Annotated in this window: 12 protein-coding genes; 6 read left to right on the plus strand and 6 right to left on the minus strand. The window is 63.0% G+C overall.

Annotation, left to right across the window (positions count from 1 at the left end):
• Positions 1–111: 111 nt before the first annotated feature.
• The 4 genes from IVB48_RS30920 to IVB48_RS30935 all read right to left on the minus strand — a co-directional run bounded on the left by IVB48_RS30920 (position 112) and on the right by IVB48_RS30935 (position 4,171).
• Positions 112–906 (minus strand): EamA family transporter, encoded by a 795-nt coding sequence (locus IVB48_RS30920; RefSeq protein ID WP_247406037.1) that lies wholly within the window; start codon positions 904–906, stop codon positions 112–114.
• A 70-nt stretch (positions 907–976) separates the two neighbouring features.
• Positions 977–1,789: an MBL fold metallo-hydrolase gene (locus tag IVB48_RS30925; RefSeq protein ID WP_027570076.1), complete on the minus strand. Its 813-nt coding sequence runs from the start codon at positions 1,787–1,789 to the stop codon at positions 977–979.
• A 109-nt stretch (positions 1,790–1,898) separates the two neighbouring features.
• On the minus strand, positions 1,899–3,425 hold the full coding sequence (locus IVB48_RS30930; RefSeq protein ID WP_247406039.1) for a permease: 1,527 nt from the start codon (positions 3,423–3,425) through the stop codon (positions 1,899–1,901).
• A complete protein-coding gene (locus tag IVB48_RS30935) occupies positions 3,422–4,171 on the minus strand; it encodes an ABC transporter ATP-binding protein (protein WP_247406042.1) in 750 nt (249 codons plus the stop codon). Before IVB48_RS30935 ends, IVB48_RS30930 begins: the two co-directional genes overlap by 4 nt.
• Positions 4,172–4,434: 263 nt before the next feature.
• Here IVB48_RS30935 and IVB48_RS30940 point away from each other — a divergent pair, with 263 nt between their 5' ends.
• From IVB48_RS30940 to IVB48_RS30965, 6 genes are all read left to right on the plus strand, one after another.
• Positions 4,435–5,310, plus strand: coding sequence for a branched-chain amino acid ABC transporter permease (locus IVB48_RS30940; RefSeq protein WP_027570079.1), 876 nt, complete (start codon positions 4,435–4,437; stop codon positions 5,308–5,310).
• A gap of 4 nt (positions 5,311–5,314) precedes the next feature.
• The gene (locus IVB48_RS30945; RefSeq protein ID WP_247283228.1) at positions 5,315–6,466 is read left to right on the plus strand and encodes a branched-chain amino acid ABC transporter permease; all 1,152 of its coding nucleotides are present in this window, start codon (positions 5,315–5,317) and stop codon (positions 6,464–6,466) included.
• Complete coding sequence (locus IVB48_RS30950) at positions 6,463–7,221, plus strand: ABC transporter ATP-binding protein (RefSeq protein ID WP_247406045.1); 759 nt, start codon at positions 6,463–6,465, stop codon at positions 7,219–7,221. The genes IVB48_RS30945 and IVB48_RS30950 overlap by 4 nt, the downstream gene beginning before the upstream one ends.
• A 4-nt stretch (positions 7,222–7,225) precedes the next feature.
• Positions 7,226–8,014 carry an ABC transporter ATP-binding protein gene (locus IVB48_RS30955; protein ID WP_247283233.1) on the plus strand — a complete coding sequence of 263 codons (789 nt, stop codon included), beginning with the start codon at positions 7,226–7,228 and terminating at the stop codon, positions 8,012–8,014.
• 113 nt (positions 8,015–8,127) lie between these two features.
• Positions 8,128–9,966, plus strand: a complete 1,839-nt coding sequence (locus IVB48_RS30960; protein WP_247406048.1) for an AMP-dependent synthetase/ligase — start codon at positions 8,128–8,130, stop codon at positions 9,964–9,966.
• A gap of 79 nt (positions 9,967–10,045) precedes the next feature.
• Positions 10,046–11,245 (plus strand): ABC transporter substrate-binding protein, encoded by a 1,200-nt coding sequence (locus tag IVB48_RS30965; RefSeq protein ID WP_027570084.1) that lies wholly within the window; start codon positions 10,046–10,048, stop codon positions 11,243–11,245.
• A 183-nt stretch (positions 11,246–11,428) separates the two neighbouring features.
• Here IVB48_RS30965 and IVB48_RS30970 read toward each other — a convergent pair whose 3' ends face one another.
• On the minus strand, positions 11,429–12,553 hold the full coding sequence (locus IVB48_RS30970; protein ID WP_247406050.1) for a lysozyme inhibitor LprI family protein: 1,125 nt from the start codon (positions 12,551–12,553) through the stop codon (positions 11,429–11,431).
• A 216-nt stretch (positions 12,554–12,769) separates the two neighbouring features.
• On the minus strand, positions 12,770–13,501 hold the full coding sequence (locus IVB48_RS30975) for a transglutaminase-like cysteine peptidase (RefSeq protein ID WP_247406051.1): 732 nt from the start codon (positions 13,499–13,501) through the stop codon (positions 12,770–12,772).
• Positions 13,502–14,089: the final 588 nt, after the last annotated feature.

Here is a 14,089-nt window from a genome sequence, read left to right on the forward strand (position 1 = left end):
TAGACTTTTCGTTCGTTGGTCGGCTCGTTGAACGTTCCGCGAGCCAAGTGACGATCACGGAGACAATGACGAGACCCGCACCAAGCAGCATCATGCGCGAAAATGGCTCGTTCAGCACGACAGTGCCGAGCAGCACAGCGATACCGGGTTGACGAAAGTGTAGGTCGACACCAACGAGGTCGAGACGTTTTCCAAAAGCCAGTTGTAGGCGACGAATCCGATCACGCTGCCAGCGATGATCAGCCAAAGCGCCGCTGCGAGCGAGACCAGCGAAACCTCGCTTGGCCTGAAGTTTCCGATCTCGCCTGTCAGCCAACTGATCGCGAACAACACGGTGCCGCCGATCGAAAGCTGGATGCCCGAAAGCAGGATAGCGGATGCCTGGCTCGACATGCTCCGGGACAAGACAGTCCCGGCCGACCAGGACAAGGCCGCAGCCAGCAGCCAGACGACGGGAAAGATGCTGATGCCAGCCTGCTCGACGTTTTGCCACGCCACGAGTCCGACGCCGAAGAAGCCCGGCGCGAGAGCGAGCAGGGCAAGGGGCTTGGGTCGCTGATCGCCGGGGAACAAGATATCGATCAGCAGGATCCAGAACGGGATCGTGGCCAGCACGATGGCCGCGACGCCCGACGGAACCGATTGCTGCGCGAAGGCGAGTACGCCGTGGCAACCGACAAAGAACAGGAGCCCGCACAGGCTCGCCCTTATCCATGCCTGCGCGGATACGTTCGCGACCTCACCGGCACTCATGGCCAGCAACAAGATGCCGCCACAGAACGAACGTAACGCCATCAGCAGAAATGGCGGAATCGATTTCAGGCCCAAAGTGATGGCGAAGTAGGTGGAACCCCACAGCAGGTAAATGGCCGCGAATGAGCCTATGACCAGCAACCGTCTGCTCATGATTGCTCCGATCGTAACTGATCTCGAAGCAACCAAGTCGGAGGAGGCTGATGCGTTCCGACTTCACGCCTCACACCCCGTCGAGGATGATCACCGTCGGCTTCGACGGCAGCGCATCCCGGGACATCCGGAAACTTCGTTCCATGCGGCGATCGATCTCGAACTGCTGGCCGATGCGTTGCATGAAATCGTCGAGCGGGGTGGCGAAGCGGTGCATCGGCAGCACGACCGAGGCGCGCAGCCGCTTGGTGATCTCGGAGACGCCGTCGAGCGACATGGTGTAGGTGCCGTCGATCGGCACCATCACGATGTCGAGCCGCCCGATCTGGGCAAAATGGCTGTCGTCGAGCTTGTGGTGAAGATGGCCGAGATGGCCGATGCAGAGGCCCGCGACCTCGAAGATGAAAATGGAGTTGCCGTCACGGATCATGTCGGCGCCGGAATCGTCGCCGAAATAGCGGCGGATGTCGGTCGTGACGTTGCGAATGAAGGTGTCGCCGATGCGCTCCGACACGATGGCTGGCTTGCCGTCCTCGCCCCAGCCATGCAGCACACGTGGAATGCGCTTGTCGGGATATAAAGAGTAGTGCGTGCTGTGGGCCCGGTTCATGGTGACGACATCGGGCAGCCGGCCCACCTGGTAGGCCCCGCTATAGTCGGTGGCGATGCGCAAGCCGCCGGGCGTGTCGATGAAATAGGTGGAATGGCCGGCATAGGTGATCTCGACCTCGGCCGCGGCCGCCGCCTGCTTGAACGCGACCGACATGAGGCGCGGCGCAGCATTGGCCATCGCCAGGCATTCGCTGCGCTGTGGCTGTTGGGCGAGGGCATGCGACAGAGTTGCGCCGAACAGCGCCAGAGCCACCGAAACCAGTCGCCGCATGAATCCATCCCCGATGACTTCAGGGGAAAGTCTAGCGTGCAATGCAACGCGTGGCCAACAGCGCGCGATCAACAGCGCGTCAGTGTCGCACCCTCACGCCGGCCCATTGTCACTCCCGCCGCGGGCTGAACTTCCAGGTGATGGCGACGAGGCTCGCGGTGATCAGGCTGCTGACGAGACCGACGATGGGCAGCGTGAGCACCAGCGCGGCGCTCGCAGCCCAGCCGATCGAGGAGAACGCCTCGGCGAAGGTCGCAAGCCGCGACGAGGTCTGGCGGCGGCGGAATTGGCTGCGCCGGGCCTGCACCCGGAACCAGAGCTGGATTGCGGTGGCGGAGGCCGCGCTGACGATGACCGCACCGGCGCTGACCGCGGCCTGGAACGCCGAGGCGAAAGCGAGCGCCGCGATCAACGGGCAGAAGATGACGGCGATCGCGATCAGCACCACCTCGATCTTGGCGCGGACGACGCTCGACGGCGTCAATGGCGCGGTGGCAACCAGGTCGGGCGCGTCCTCGCCCGAGATCGTCAGCCAGGCAAGCCCGCCGGCGAGTTGTCCCGCCGCCATGACGATGACGGGCGTGATCAGCGTCAGTGCCGCGGAGCTGTCGGCAAAGTTGCGCCAGAGCAGCAGCGCCGGTGGCACCAGATAGAGCAGCTGCATCAGCGTCTGCGAGATCAGCCAGGGATCGCGCCAGAGGAGCGAAAACTCCTTGCGCCGCAGGGCATGCTGCCGCGATCCGCCGCGAAACGGGCGCTCCTTCGCGCTGCGACGGCCGGACGCGCCATAGGCGGCGGCATCGATCGCCGTGTCTGCAAAGCGGCTCGAGAAGATCGCCATGACGCTTCCGAGCAGCACGAGCCCGAGTGCCAGGAGCAGCAGCAGCGCCTCGGCGTCCCCCATCGCCGCCCGCGCCGGCCACCACCAGATGCTGTCGGCATCGGGCGCGTAAGCGGCCAGGCTATCCGAGGTCAGGATGGTGAAGCGCGATAGCGTGCCGTAGGACATGATTGCCGCGACCTGGAGCGCGATCACGAAGCCGGCGCCGATGATCGCGGCGAGGATCTGGGCGACGAACCGTGTCCGCGCCGGACCGATCAGGCGGAACAGCAGGATAGTGACGGCGATCGCGACCGCTGCGGCCGACAGGCCCATGGCGACGACGACGCCGAACGCTGCGAGCCAGCGCGCGCCGCCCCCGAACACCAGCACGTCGATAAAGGGTGTCGAGAACAGCAGCGCCATCACCGTGACGGTGAGCGCGATCGCGGCGATGCGCACCGAGAACAGATTGGCCAGCGTCGCGGGTGAGGACATGATGAGGTCGAGATCGGCGCGGGCGTAAAACACCCGGGTCACCGATTCGATCGCCTGTGACAGCATCAGCGTCCAGGCGAGAAAAATCGTCGCCGAGATCACGATCAGCGAGGATTTGTCGAGCGGCAATTGCAGGTCGGCGAAGCGGCCGATCACCGCCCAGGCCGGCACGTGCAGCAGCGCCGCGAAGAACAGCAGTCCGATCACCGCGGCACGCGTTCGTTTGCGCCGCCCGCCTGTCATCATGGCGAGCCATTCGCGCCAGGCGAGCCGGAGCTCGTGGCGGGCGAACCAGGACAGCGCGGTGGCCGAGCTCATGCGGCTTCCTGCAGCGTCACCAGTGCGATGAAGAGATCTTCCAGGCTGGTATCGGCGTGCCCGTTTTGCTGGCGCAGCTCGGTCAGCGTGCCCTCGGCAACCAGCCGGCCGGCCGCGATCACGCCGATGCGGTCGGCCATGCGTTCGGCGACCTCGAGGATATGCGTGGTCATGATGACGGTGCAGCCGGCGCGGACGCGCTCGCTGAGGAGTCCCTTGACATGGCGGGCGGAGACGGCGTCCAGTCCCGTCAGCGGCTCGTCGAGGATGATGAGGCGGGGATCGTGCACCAGGGCGCCGGCGAGGGCGACCTTCTGGCGCATGCCCTTGGAAAAACCCTCGCAGCGTTCGTGCCGGTGCGGCTCGAGCCCGAGCGAGTTCAGGAGCTCCGCGGCGACCGGTTCCGAGGCCGATGGTGCGATGCCCCACAGACCGGCCACGAATTCGAGATATTCGAGCGGCGTGAGCTTGTCATAGATCATGGGCTCGTCGGAGACCCACGCCATCACCTGCTTGGCGGCGACGGGGTTTTGGAGCGCATCGATGCCGAAGATGGAGACTGCGCCCGCATCGGGCCGCAAAAGGCCTGCAACCATGCGCAAAGTGGTGGTCTTGCCGGCGCCGTTGGGGCCGACCAGCGCATAGAATTCGCCGGCATGGATGGTGAGATCGAGGTTATCGACCGCCAGACGGTCAAAACGCTTCGTTAACCCCCGGACTTCGAGCGCCGAGTCGTCCCGCTTCATCACGGCCACACCTTGCGGTTTTGCATCGCTCGCGACCATGCCCCGAAGATGTTTCGGCACCGTGAATCGCGCTGCGGCAAATTCCGTCATCCGGATTGGACTAATAGCAAGTCACCGTTTGTTGACAGCGCTTGGCGGTTCAGGCTGAATTGGCGAAGGGACGAATGGCGCGAACGCAGCGAAACGACTGCGTAGCGACTGAACACAAGATGCGGCAAGGCGGTCAGGAAGAACCGCCGGTTGTATCGGGAGGATGCGCGACGATGCTGGATTTCGTTCAGCAGCTGGTCAGCGGTGTTGCGCTCGGCTGCGTCTACGGCCTGATCGCGCTCGGCTTCGTGCTCGTCTACAAGGCCACCGAGGTCGTCAATTTCGCCCAGGGCGATCTGATGATGCTGGGCGGCTTCTTTGCCTTCACCTTCATCGGTATGATGGGCCTGAACTACTGGATCGGCTTTGCCGGCGCGGTGGCGGCGATGGCGCTGTTCGGCATGCTGGCCGAGCGCGTGGTGGTGCGGCCGATCCTCGGCTATCCGCAATTCTCCATCATCATGGCCACCATTGGGCTCGGCTATTTCCTGCGCTCGGTCTCCGGCATGATCTGGGGCACCGACGATTTCAAGATCGACACGCCCTTCAGCCAGGGCGTGCTGCGGATCGGTTCGCTGGTGCTCGCCCATGACAAGCTCTCGGTGATCGCGGCGACGGTCATCCTCTGCGCGCTGCTCTGGCTGTTCTTCAACAAGACCACGCTCGGCACCGCGATGCGCGCCAGTTCCGAGAACATGCTGGCGGCCTATTACATGGGCATCCCGGTCAAGCGCGTGGTGTCGATCGTCTGGGCGATCAGCGCGGCGGTTGCGACCTGCGCCGGCGTGCTGCTGGCGCCGATCACCTTCATCCATTCCAATGTCGGTCTGGTGCTGGGCCTGAAAGCGTTTCCGGCCGCCGTGCTCGGCGGCTTCGGCTCGATCCCCGGCGCCGTCGTCGGCGGCGTTCTGATCGGCGTCATCGAGAGCATGGCCGGCTTCTATCTGGCCGAGGGCTGGAAGGACGTCGCGCCCTATATCGTGCTGCTCGCCGTGCTCTTGCTCAAGCCCGAAGGCCTGTTCGGCCTTCACGTCCGCAAGAAGGTCTGAACGCATGCGCTTCCTGTTCAAGACCGACTACGAGGACGACATCAGGCTGTTTCCGCATTCGGGCTATTACGTCTCGTACGGTCTCCTGCTGGCCGTGCTGCTGATCGCGCCTTATGTGCTCTCCAGCTATCTGATGAGCCAGCTCGTCTTCGTCTGTATCTACGCGACGGTCGGAGTGGCGTTGTTGATCTTGACGGGTTTCACCGGGCAGGCCTCACTCGGGCATGCGGCGTTTCTCGCGATCGGTGCGTATACGGCGGCTTATTTGCAAAAATATGGTGTGCCGTTCCCGGTCTACTTTCTCGCCGCCGGGCTCCTGACCGGGCTGATCGGTGCGCTGGTCGGCTTCCCCGCGCTGCGGCTGCAAGGCATCTACCTCGTCATCGCCACCATCTCCTTCGCCTTCATCGTCGAGGAGATTCTGGCGCGCTGGGAGAGCGTCACCAACGGCAACGAGGGCATGCGGATCAAGGCGGTGTCGCTGTTTGGGGTCGCCGTCTCGCGCGACAGCCCCACCTTCTATTTCCTCTGCCTCGCGGTGCTGGTGCTGACCATCGTCGGCACGCTCAATTTGCTGCGGTCGCCCACGGGGCGCGCCTTCGTCGCGATCCGCGACAGCGAGACCGCGGCGCGCAGCATGGGCGTCAACGTCGCGCTGTACAAAGTGAAGTCCTTTGCGATCTCCGCGGCGATCACCGGCTTCGCCGGCGTGTTGTTCGCGCACAAGCTCTCCTTCATCTCGCCGGAGATGTTCACGCTCCAACTCTCGATCGAGTTCATCATCGTAATCCTGATCGGCGGCACCTTCAGCCTGCACGGCGCGGTGCTGGGGGCGATCTTCATCGTGATGATCGATCCGTTCCTGACCTACCTCAAGGACGACATGCCCGGCATCATCGCCGGCATTGCCGCGACCTTCGGAGCGGGCACGCAGACCGCCGCCAATGTCCAGTCGAAGGTCGCGGCCTTTGCTTCACTCAACGGCCTGAAAGGCGCGATCTACGGCATCATCATCGTATTGTTCGTGCTGTTCGAGCCGCTCGGGCTTTACGGCCGCTGGCTCAAGATCAAACTCTTCTTCCAGCTGTTCCCGCTCTACAAACGCGCCACTTTCAAGCGGCAGAAGATCTACGTGAAGTCGGAGCGCAACCGATGAGCTATTTTCGCGCCGAGAGCTTGTCGCTGCATTTCGGCGGGCTGAAGGCCGTCGATGCGGTGTCTTTCGCGGTCGAGAGGGGCGAGATCCTCTCGATCATCGGGCCGAACGGCGCCGGCAAGAGCTCGATTTTCAACCTGATTTCGCGGATCTACCGGCCGACCTCCGGCCGCATCTTCTTCGAGGATCAGGACATCACGGAGCAGCCGCCCCACGACATCGCAAGGCTCGGCATCGCCCGCACGTTCCAGAACATCGAGCTGTTCGAGAACGCGACGGTGTTGTCGAACCTGCTGGTCGGACGCCACCGGCATTCGACCACGCAGCTTTGGCAGGAACTGTTGTTCCTGCCGGGCGTACGGGCCGACGAGAAGGTGCATCGCCGCAGGGTCGAGCAAGTCATCGAATTCCTCGATCTCGAACCCTACCGCGACAAGCTGATCTCGGGTCTGCCTTACGGCGTGCGCAAGGTGATCGAGCTGGCGCGCGCACTATGCTCGGAGCCGAAGCTGATCCTGCTCGACGAGCCGTCCTCCGGCCTCAACGTGGAGGAGACCGACGACATGTCGTTCTGGATCCGCGACCTCAAGAGCGAGCTCGGCGTCACCGTGCTCATGGTCGAGCACGACATGTCACTGGTCAACCGCGTCTCCGACCGCGTCATCGCCCTGAACTACGGCCGGGTGCTGGCGATGGGCTCGCCCACTGAGGTGCAGCAGCACCCCGATGTCGTCGCCGCCTATCTGGGAGCCTGACGCGATGGATGCCGTGGTGACACCAGACATCATCCTGAAACTCTCCAACATCGAGAGCTATTACGGGCCGATCATGGCGATCCGCGGCATCTCGCTCGAAGTGCCGCGCGGCCGCATCGTCACGCTGCTGGGCGCCAACGGCGCCGGCAAGACCACGGTGCTCAAGACGATCTCGGGCATTCTCGATCCGCAGAAGGGCGCCATCGAGTTCATGGGCAAGTCGATCCAGCGCATGGAGGCGGACAGGATCGTGCGGCTGGGTCTCAGCCATGTGCCGGAGGGACGCGAGGTGTTCCCGTTCCTCTCCGTGCGCGAGAACCTGATGATGGGCGCCTATCCGCGCAAGGATCGTGACGGCGTTGCCGAGGATCTGGAGCGCGTCTACGGCTATTTCCCGCGGCTGAAGGAGCGCATCAACCAGCCGGCCGGACAGCTCTCCGGCGGCGAGCAGCAGATGCTCGCAATCGGCCGCGCGCTGATGAACCGGCCGACGCTGTTGCTGCTCGACGAGCCCTCGCTCGGGCTGTCGCCGATCCTGGTGAAGGAGATCTTCGCTATCATACGCCGCGTCAACGAGGAGCAGGGCATGTCGATCCTGCTGGTCGAGCAGAACGCCAAGGTGGCGCTGGAGACGGCGCATTATGGCTATGTGCTGGAAATCGGCCGGATCGTGATGAACGACAGCTGCGACCGTTTGATGCATTCGAAGGACATCCAGGAATTCTATCTTGGCGCCAAGGAAGCGGGCGCACGAGGCGAGCGGCGCTGGAAAAAGAAGAAGACTTGGCGTTGAAGCAAGCCTTGGCGTTGAAGGAAGAATTGGCGTTAGATCGGGAGACCCGTCCGAAACAATAGACCGCCGGCAAGGCAGGCAGCGGAGGGGAATGCGACAAGGAGGAGACGTGAATGGCCCGACCGGCGGTGCTGACGGTCGCTGACACGATCGCGAAGAGCTTTTTGCGCGCCGCGGAAACGCGGGGCGACAGGCCGGCTATACGCGAGAAGAAATTCGGGATTTGGCAGCCGACCAGCTGGCGCGAATGGTTGGAGATCTCGAAGGAGATCGCCTACGCGCTGCACGCCATCGACTTCAGACCCGGCGACGTTGCTTCCATCATCGCCAACGCAGTGCCGGAATGGGTCCATGTCGACATGGGCATTCTGTGCGCCGGCGGCGTCTCCTCCGGCATCTATCCGACCGATGCCTCATCCCAGGTCGAATATCTCGTCAACGATTCCCGGACGAAAGTGATCTTCGCCGAGGACGAGGAGCAGCTCGACAAGGTCCTGGCCTGTCGCGCACGCTGTCCCTCTCTGCGAAAGATCATCGTGTTCGACATGGAGGGCCTCAGCGGCTTCTCCGACGACATAGTGATGTCGCTCGAAGAGTTCCGCGCGCTCGGGCGCAACCACATGGCCGGCCGTGACGCGCTATGGCAGGAAATGGTCGACAGTCGCAGTGCGAGCGATCTCGCGGTCCTCGTCTATACATCCGGCACCACGGGCCCGCCCAAGGGCGCCATGCACGCCAACCGCAGCGTCACGCACCAGATGCGGCACGCCAACGATTTCATTCCGGCGCGCGAGAACGAGGACCGGCTGATCTTCCTGCCGCTCTGCCACGTCGCCGAACGGATTGGCGGCTATTACATCTCGGTCGCGCTCGGCTCGGTGATGAATTTTGCCGAGAGTCCGGAGACCGTGCCGGACAATCTGCGCGAGGTGCAGCCGACCATCTTCCTCGCGGTGCCGCGGATCTGGGAGAAATTCTATTCCGCGATCACTATCGCCCTAAAGGACGCGACGCCGCTGCAGCAATGGGTCTACCGCCGCGCCATCGATATCGGTTATCGCATGGTCGATTGCAGGATCGAAGCGAAACCGCCGCCGCTGTCGTTGCGTATCGCGAACGGCATCGCTTACCGGCTCGCATTCCGCAACATTCGCCGCATGATCGGGCTCGACCGTTGCCGCATCGCCTTCACCGGCGCGGCGCCGATCGCACCGGAGCTGATCCGCTGGTATCTCGCGCTCGGCATCGACATTCATGAGGTCTACGGCCAGACCGAGAATTGCGGGGTCGCCACCATGATGCCGGCGGAGCGGATCAAGTTCGGCTCGGTCGGCAAGGCGGTGTCGTGGGGTGAAGTGGCGCTGTCGTCCGACGGGGAGATCCTGATCAGGGGCGACTTCCTGTTCATGGGCTATCTGAACCAGCCGGAGAGGACAGCAGAGACCATCGACCATCGCGGCTGGCTGCATACCGGCGACGTCGGCACCATCGACAATGAGGGCTTCGTCCGCATCACCGACCGGATGAAGGACATCATCATCACCTCGGGCGGCAAGAACATCACGCCGTCTGAGATCGAGAATCAGCTGAAATTCTCGCCCTACATCTCGGATTCCGTGGTGATCGGCGACAAGCGGCCATACCTCACCTGCCTCGTGATGATCGACCAGGAGAATGTCGAGAAGTTCGCGCAGGACCACGACATCCCCTTCACCAATTATGCCAGCCTGTGCCGCGCGGCGGAGATCCAGGACCTGATCTGGCGCGAGATCGAAGCGGTCAATGCCAATTTCGCCCGCGTCGAGACTATCAAGAGATTCTATCTGATCGAACGGCAACTCACTCCGGAGGACGAGGAGCTGACGCCGACCATGAAGCTGAAGCGTGGCTTCGTGAACAAGCGCTATGCCGCCGAGATCGACGCAATGTATCCGACGCGGGCGGTGGCTTGAACAATCCTGTTTGAATAACAGCGAAGGAGTGATGGCCCCACCCTTCGCATCATAAGGGCCCCAAGGAGAGGAGACGTCAATGTCGAGATCGTTGAGAACGTTCGGCTTTGCGGCAGGCGCGGTGGTGCTCACCTGTCTGCCTGCCGCGGCGCAGACCAAGGTCACCAATGAAGGCATCTCGGCCTCCGAGATCGTCATCGGCACCCATCAGGATCTGTCGGGGCCGATCAAGGTCTGGGGCGTGCCGGTCTCCAACGGCATGAAGATGGCGGTCGAGGAAATCAACGCGGCCGGCGGCATCAATGGCCGCAAGATCAGGATGATCCTCGAGGACAACGGCTACGATCCGAAGAAGGGCGTGCTGGCGTCCCAGAAGATGGTCGAGCGCGACAAGATATTTGCAATGATCGGCTCGATGGGATCGGCGCCGACGCTCGCCGCGCAGGACATCCTGTTCGATGCCGGCGTGCTCCAGCTCTTCCCGCTGACCGCCGCCGAGTTCACCTTCAAATTCGACCCGGCCAAGCCGCAGGAGCGGCTGAAGTTCAACAACCTCTTGCCCTATGTCGAGAGCACACGCGCCGCGCTGAAATACATGGTGGAGTGGAAGAACTTCCAGAAGCCCTGCATCATGCATCAGGATGACGAGTATGGAAAGAACGTGCTCGACGGCTTCACCCAGCAATTGACGGCCATGAAGCTGCAGCCGGCGTCGGTGACGAGCTACAAGCGCGGCGCCTCCGATTTCAGCGCGCAGATCGCCAAGATGAAGTCCGACGGCTGCGACCTCGTCGTGCTCGGCACCGTGATCCGCGAGACCATCGGCGCGATGACGGAGGCGAAGAAGCTCGGCTGGGACGTCACCTTCCTGGGGGCGACGCCGACCAACGTGCTGGAAGTGCCGGCACTCGGCAAGGACGCCGTCGAGGGCCTCTATGCGGCGAGCGGCTTCGAGATCCCCTACGAGGACACCGCCAAGGGCAAGGTCCACGACTGGCTCATCAACTACAAGAAGATGTTCAACACCGATGCCAACACCCAGGCGATCATCGGCTACAATGCGGTGACGACGTTTGCGTTCTACGCCAACAAGGCGGGCAAGGATCTGACCGGCCAGAAGATGCTGGACGCGCTGGAATCGGGCGACAAATTCCTCGACATCTTCAACTCGCCGCCGACCAAATTCTCCAAGACCGACCACCTCGCCAACACCATCACCCAGGTGCAGCAGGTCAAGGGCGGCCGCTGGGTTCTGGTGAAGGACAATCTGATGTTTTGATTTCTTCGCCTCTCCCCGCATGCGGGGAGAGGCCGGAATTTACGCAGCAAATTCCGGGTGAGGGGGCTCTCCGCGAGTCTAACGTCACCGGATTCGCTGAAGCAGCCCCTCACTCCAACCCTCTCAGCGCCAGCGAAGCTCGTCGCGACCCCGTAAGAACGGGGAGAGGGAGAGCACACAGCCCTACGATCCCCCACTGGCGGTGCCTGAATTCACCGGGGCCAGTTCGTCTTCCCGGCAGCGCCAGCCGTCGGCAGCTTTCACAAACGCAAAGGTGCGCTGGATCCGCAGGCGGCGTGTGACGTTGAAGGCGTCTGCGGAGCGCTCCTTGTTGCCGACGCCAGGCTGCGGACGACCCGTTGTGGCGTTCCAGCAGGTGCCCGTGCACGTCGTGGCGATCTTGCTGCAGGTGGCGAAGGGCGCCAGCACGGCCATCTCGATTTCGCCCGTGACTTGCGCTTCCTGCTCGCCCACCTGGCTGTCGAGCGCGTAGACGCGGTTGATGCGGAGGAAGTTGCCGCAGGAATTGGCCGCGTGGATTCGCGCGGCGCAGAAATCGACGGCATCGGTGTCGGGCGCGCGGGCTGCGACCTGCCGGCCGAACACCTTCTTCGGATCGCCTTTCGCCGCGCCAATCTCGTCGGCCTTGTGCTTCAGATAGCCGGCGAGACAGTCCTCCGCGGATTCGAGCTCCCCGAGCGGCACGTTCTCCTTGCCGACCAGATTGCATTTGCGATCGCGCTCTCGCGTCCACCGGCCATATTCGGCGAAGGCAAAGCGGGCCGCGGTCGGATCGAGCTTGCCGATCAGGCCGAGAACCTGGCTGTTCAACTCGGTCTCGGCAAGCGCCAGCGACGGGTCCGCACAGATCAGCGCGCCCGCGGCGGTGTTGGCCGCGAGACAGTCGAAATCCTGATCGCGCACGATCGCGGCGCGCTCATCGGTCACCTTGAGAAGACATGCCTTCACCCGGTCGAAATCGTCAGTGCGGATCGCGGTCTGGCCGACGATGCCGCAACCGAGGTTGCGCTGGCGAACCCAGATCGCGTTCTCCTCGATCCCAGGCAGGCGATCGGGCAGGCGGGCAAGCCGCGCCTCGATTCCCGTACTCAGCTTCTCGGCGGCGGCGGCAAGCTCTGCATCACCGCAGAACAATTGATTACCGGGATCGCGGATCTGCTGGCAGTTGTTCCTGGCGAACAGCGGTAGCCTGTCGGCGACGGAGCGGTCGGACGGGCTGGATTGCGCGAAGCCTGGAGCCGCCGGCAAGGCCAGTAGCGCAAGCATAGTCAGCACGATGAACCGCATTCCAGTCGCCCCCGCATAGCCGCGGCCATGCTAGCGTCCTGGATCGCGCTGTGGAATGGGTTTGTGGGTAAGCGTACTTTGTGCTGGTAGCCCGGATGGAGCGCAGCGCAATCCGGGATTCGTGCGACAGGCGGCAGCGGCCCCGGATTTCGCGGAGCCCGTCGTCGGGCGGCGCTGTGCGCCGACCCGGCGGCTCCACCCCGGCCTATAAGAAAATCAACGCGCCTCGGCGGCGACCATCGAGAACCGCACGGGTTCGTCGACATATTTCAGCACGGCCGACTGGTAGAGGACGAACAACGGCTGATAGCTCCGCGCAGCGTCGTCCTCGACCATTGCCATGCGGCGGTTGTCGAGCATCAGCCAGTGGCCGTCGAGCCGTGCAGCGGCAACCGCATGCTGTTCGCCGGCGCGGATGTCGCGCACGACGACGATGCGGAGATCTTCGGCGGCGACGCCCGCGAGCTTAAGGGCGGCGAGCTTGGCAATGGCATAGTCCTCGCAGTCCCCAGCGCCACGCGCGAAAGTCGCGAGCGGCGAGCTCCAGACGTCCTCGGAACCGTCATCGGCGGCACGGATGGCGAGGTTGATCGCGCGATTGGTTTCGCCCAGCAGAGCGCGGCCGTCACGGCTGCGGGCCTGGTCGACGATGGCGAGCAGTTTCAGCGCAGCAGGCGACGCGCAATTGTCCCGGTCGCCGTCGCATAGCGCGAGCTGCACCATGTCATCGTCGAGCCTGGACCTCAGCGCGAGCCATTTCTGTTGCAGGCTTCCGGCGGAGATAGCGAAGGCGAACACGCCGAACGGCTCGGCGGATTTGCGCACGAGGACGCCGGCCCCCGGCGACAGTAGTGTTCCAGCGCGAAGCTCGGCGGCCGATCCGAGCAGGATCAATCCGCACAGCACAACGATTGCGCGCCAAGCGCGCGAGCGAGCAGCAGTCTCCATCTGACATCCCCTTCCGGCTTCGCCAGGTCCCCCTCGACCTGCACGTGCCGGGCTTTGTTGCTTTCGCGGAGATAGTGCGAGGCCGCCGGTTTTGTTCTGCTTAACGCGCCCGGCTGGGGTCCCAAAACCGGGCAACAGGCTGAAATGGGCCTGCTCAAATTGCGTAAAATTTTACGTTTCGCCGGCTAGGAGGGCGGCAGTTGCCGCGAAGAAGGACCAATTGCAGGCACAAGTTGTCGCGGAACTGATTCTGCGCCTTATGGCTAACGGCTCGCTATTTCACGGCTTCTGTTAATTGGATCACAGATTTGGCTCCGTATTTGCCGCAGGGTGGTGCGGGGATCCACAAACAAAAGATGACATAAGTATCTATTGTAGGATTTCTACAACGGAATACATGGGGTTACTGGAAATGAGCGAAAATAAGCGCTATTTTACTTATGAGTATTCCAAAAATTACTTTGGCTTCTCTGCAGGCGCCCAGCCGCCTGAGAGCATCGACCGCTTGGTGATGCCAAATCACACAAGCAATAGGTGGTTTCGCTAAGGACTTGGTAATGATATGCAAGTTTAGGCGAGCGATACTTA

This window comes from Bradyrhizobium sp. 76 (genome assembly GCF_023073025.1).
In the GTDB taxonomy this organism is placed as follows: domain Bacteria; phylum Pseudomonadota; class Alphaproteobacteria; order Rhizobiales; family Xanthobacteraceae; genus Bradyrhizobium.

Coding starts and splice junctions, on each gene's coding strand:
- IVB48_RS30960 (WP_247406048.1), top strand. CDS start 8,128: ATGGCCCGACCGGCGGTGCTGACGGTCGCTGACACGATCGCGAAGAGC.
- IVB48_RS30965 (WP_027570084.1), top strand. CDS start 10,046: ATGTCGAGATCGTTGAGAACGTTCGGCTTTGCGGCAGGCGCGGTGGTG.
- IVB48_RS30945 (WP_247283228.1), top strand. CDS start 5,315: ATGCGCTTCCTGTTCAAGACCGACTACGAGGACGACATCAGGCTGTTT.
- IVB48_RS30925 (WP_027570076.1), bottom strand. CDS start 1,789: ATGCGGCGACTGGTTTCGGTGGCTCTGGCGCTGTTCGGCGCAACTCTG.
- IVB48_RS30930 (WP_247406039.1), bottom strand. CDS start 3,425: ATGAGCTCGGCCACCGCGCTGTCCTGGTTCGCCCGCCACGAGCTCCGG.
- IVB48_RS30920 (WP_247406037.1), bottom strand. CDS start 906: ATGAGCAGACGGTTGCTGGTCATAGGCTCATTCGCGGCCATTTACCTG.
- IVB48_RS30935 (WP_247406042.1), bottom strand. CDS start 4,171: ATGAAGCGGGACGACTCGGCGCTCGAAGTCCGGGGGTTAACGAAGCGT.
- IVB48_RS30955 (WP_247283233.1), top strand. CDS start 7,226: ATGGATGCCGTGGTGACACCAGACATCATCCTGAAACTCTCCAACATC.
- IVB48_RS30970 (WP_247406050.1), bottom strand. CDS start 12,553: ATGCGGTTCATCGTGCTGACTATGCTTGCGCTACTGGCCTTGCCGGCG.
- IVB48_RS30950 (WP_247406045.1), top strand. CDS start 6,463: ATGAGCTATTTTCGCGCCGAGAGCTTGTCGCTGCATTTCGGCGGGCTG.
- IVB48_RS30940 (WP_027570079.1), top strand. CDS start 4,435: ATGCTGGATTTCGTTCAGCAGCTGGTCAGCGGTGTTGCGCTCGGCTGC.
- IVB48_RS30975 (WP_247406051.1), bottom strand. CDS start 13,501: ATGGAGACTGCTGCTCGCTCGCGCGCTTGGCGCGCAATCGTTGTGCTG.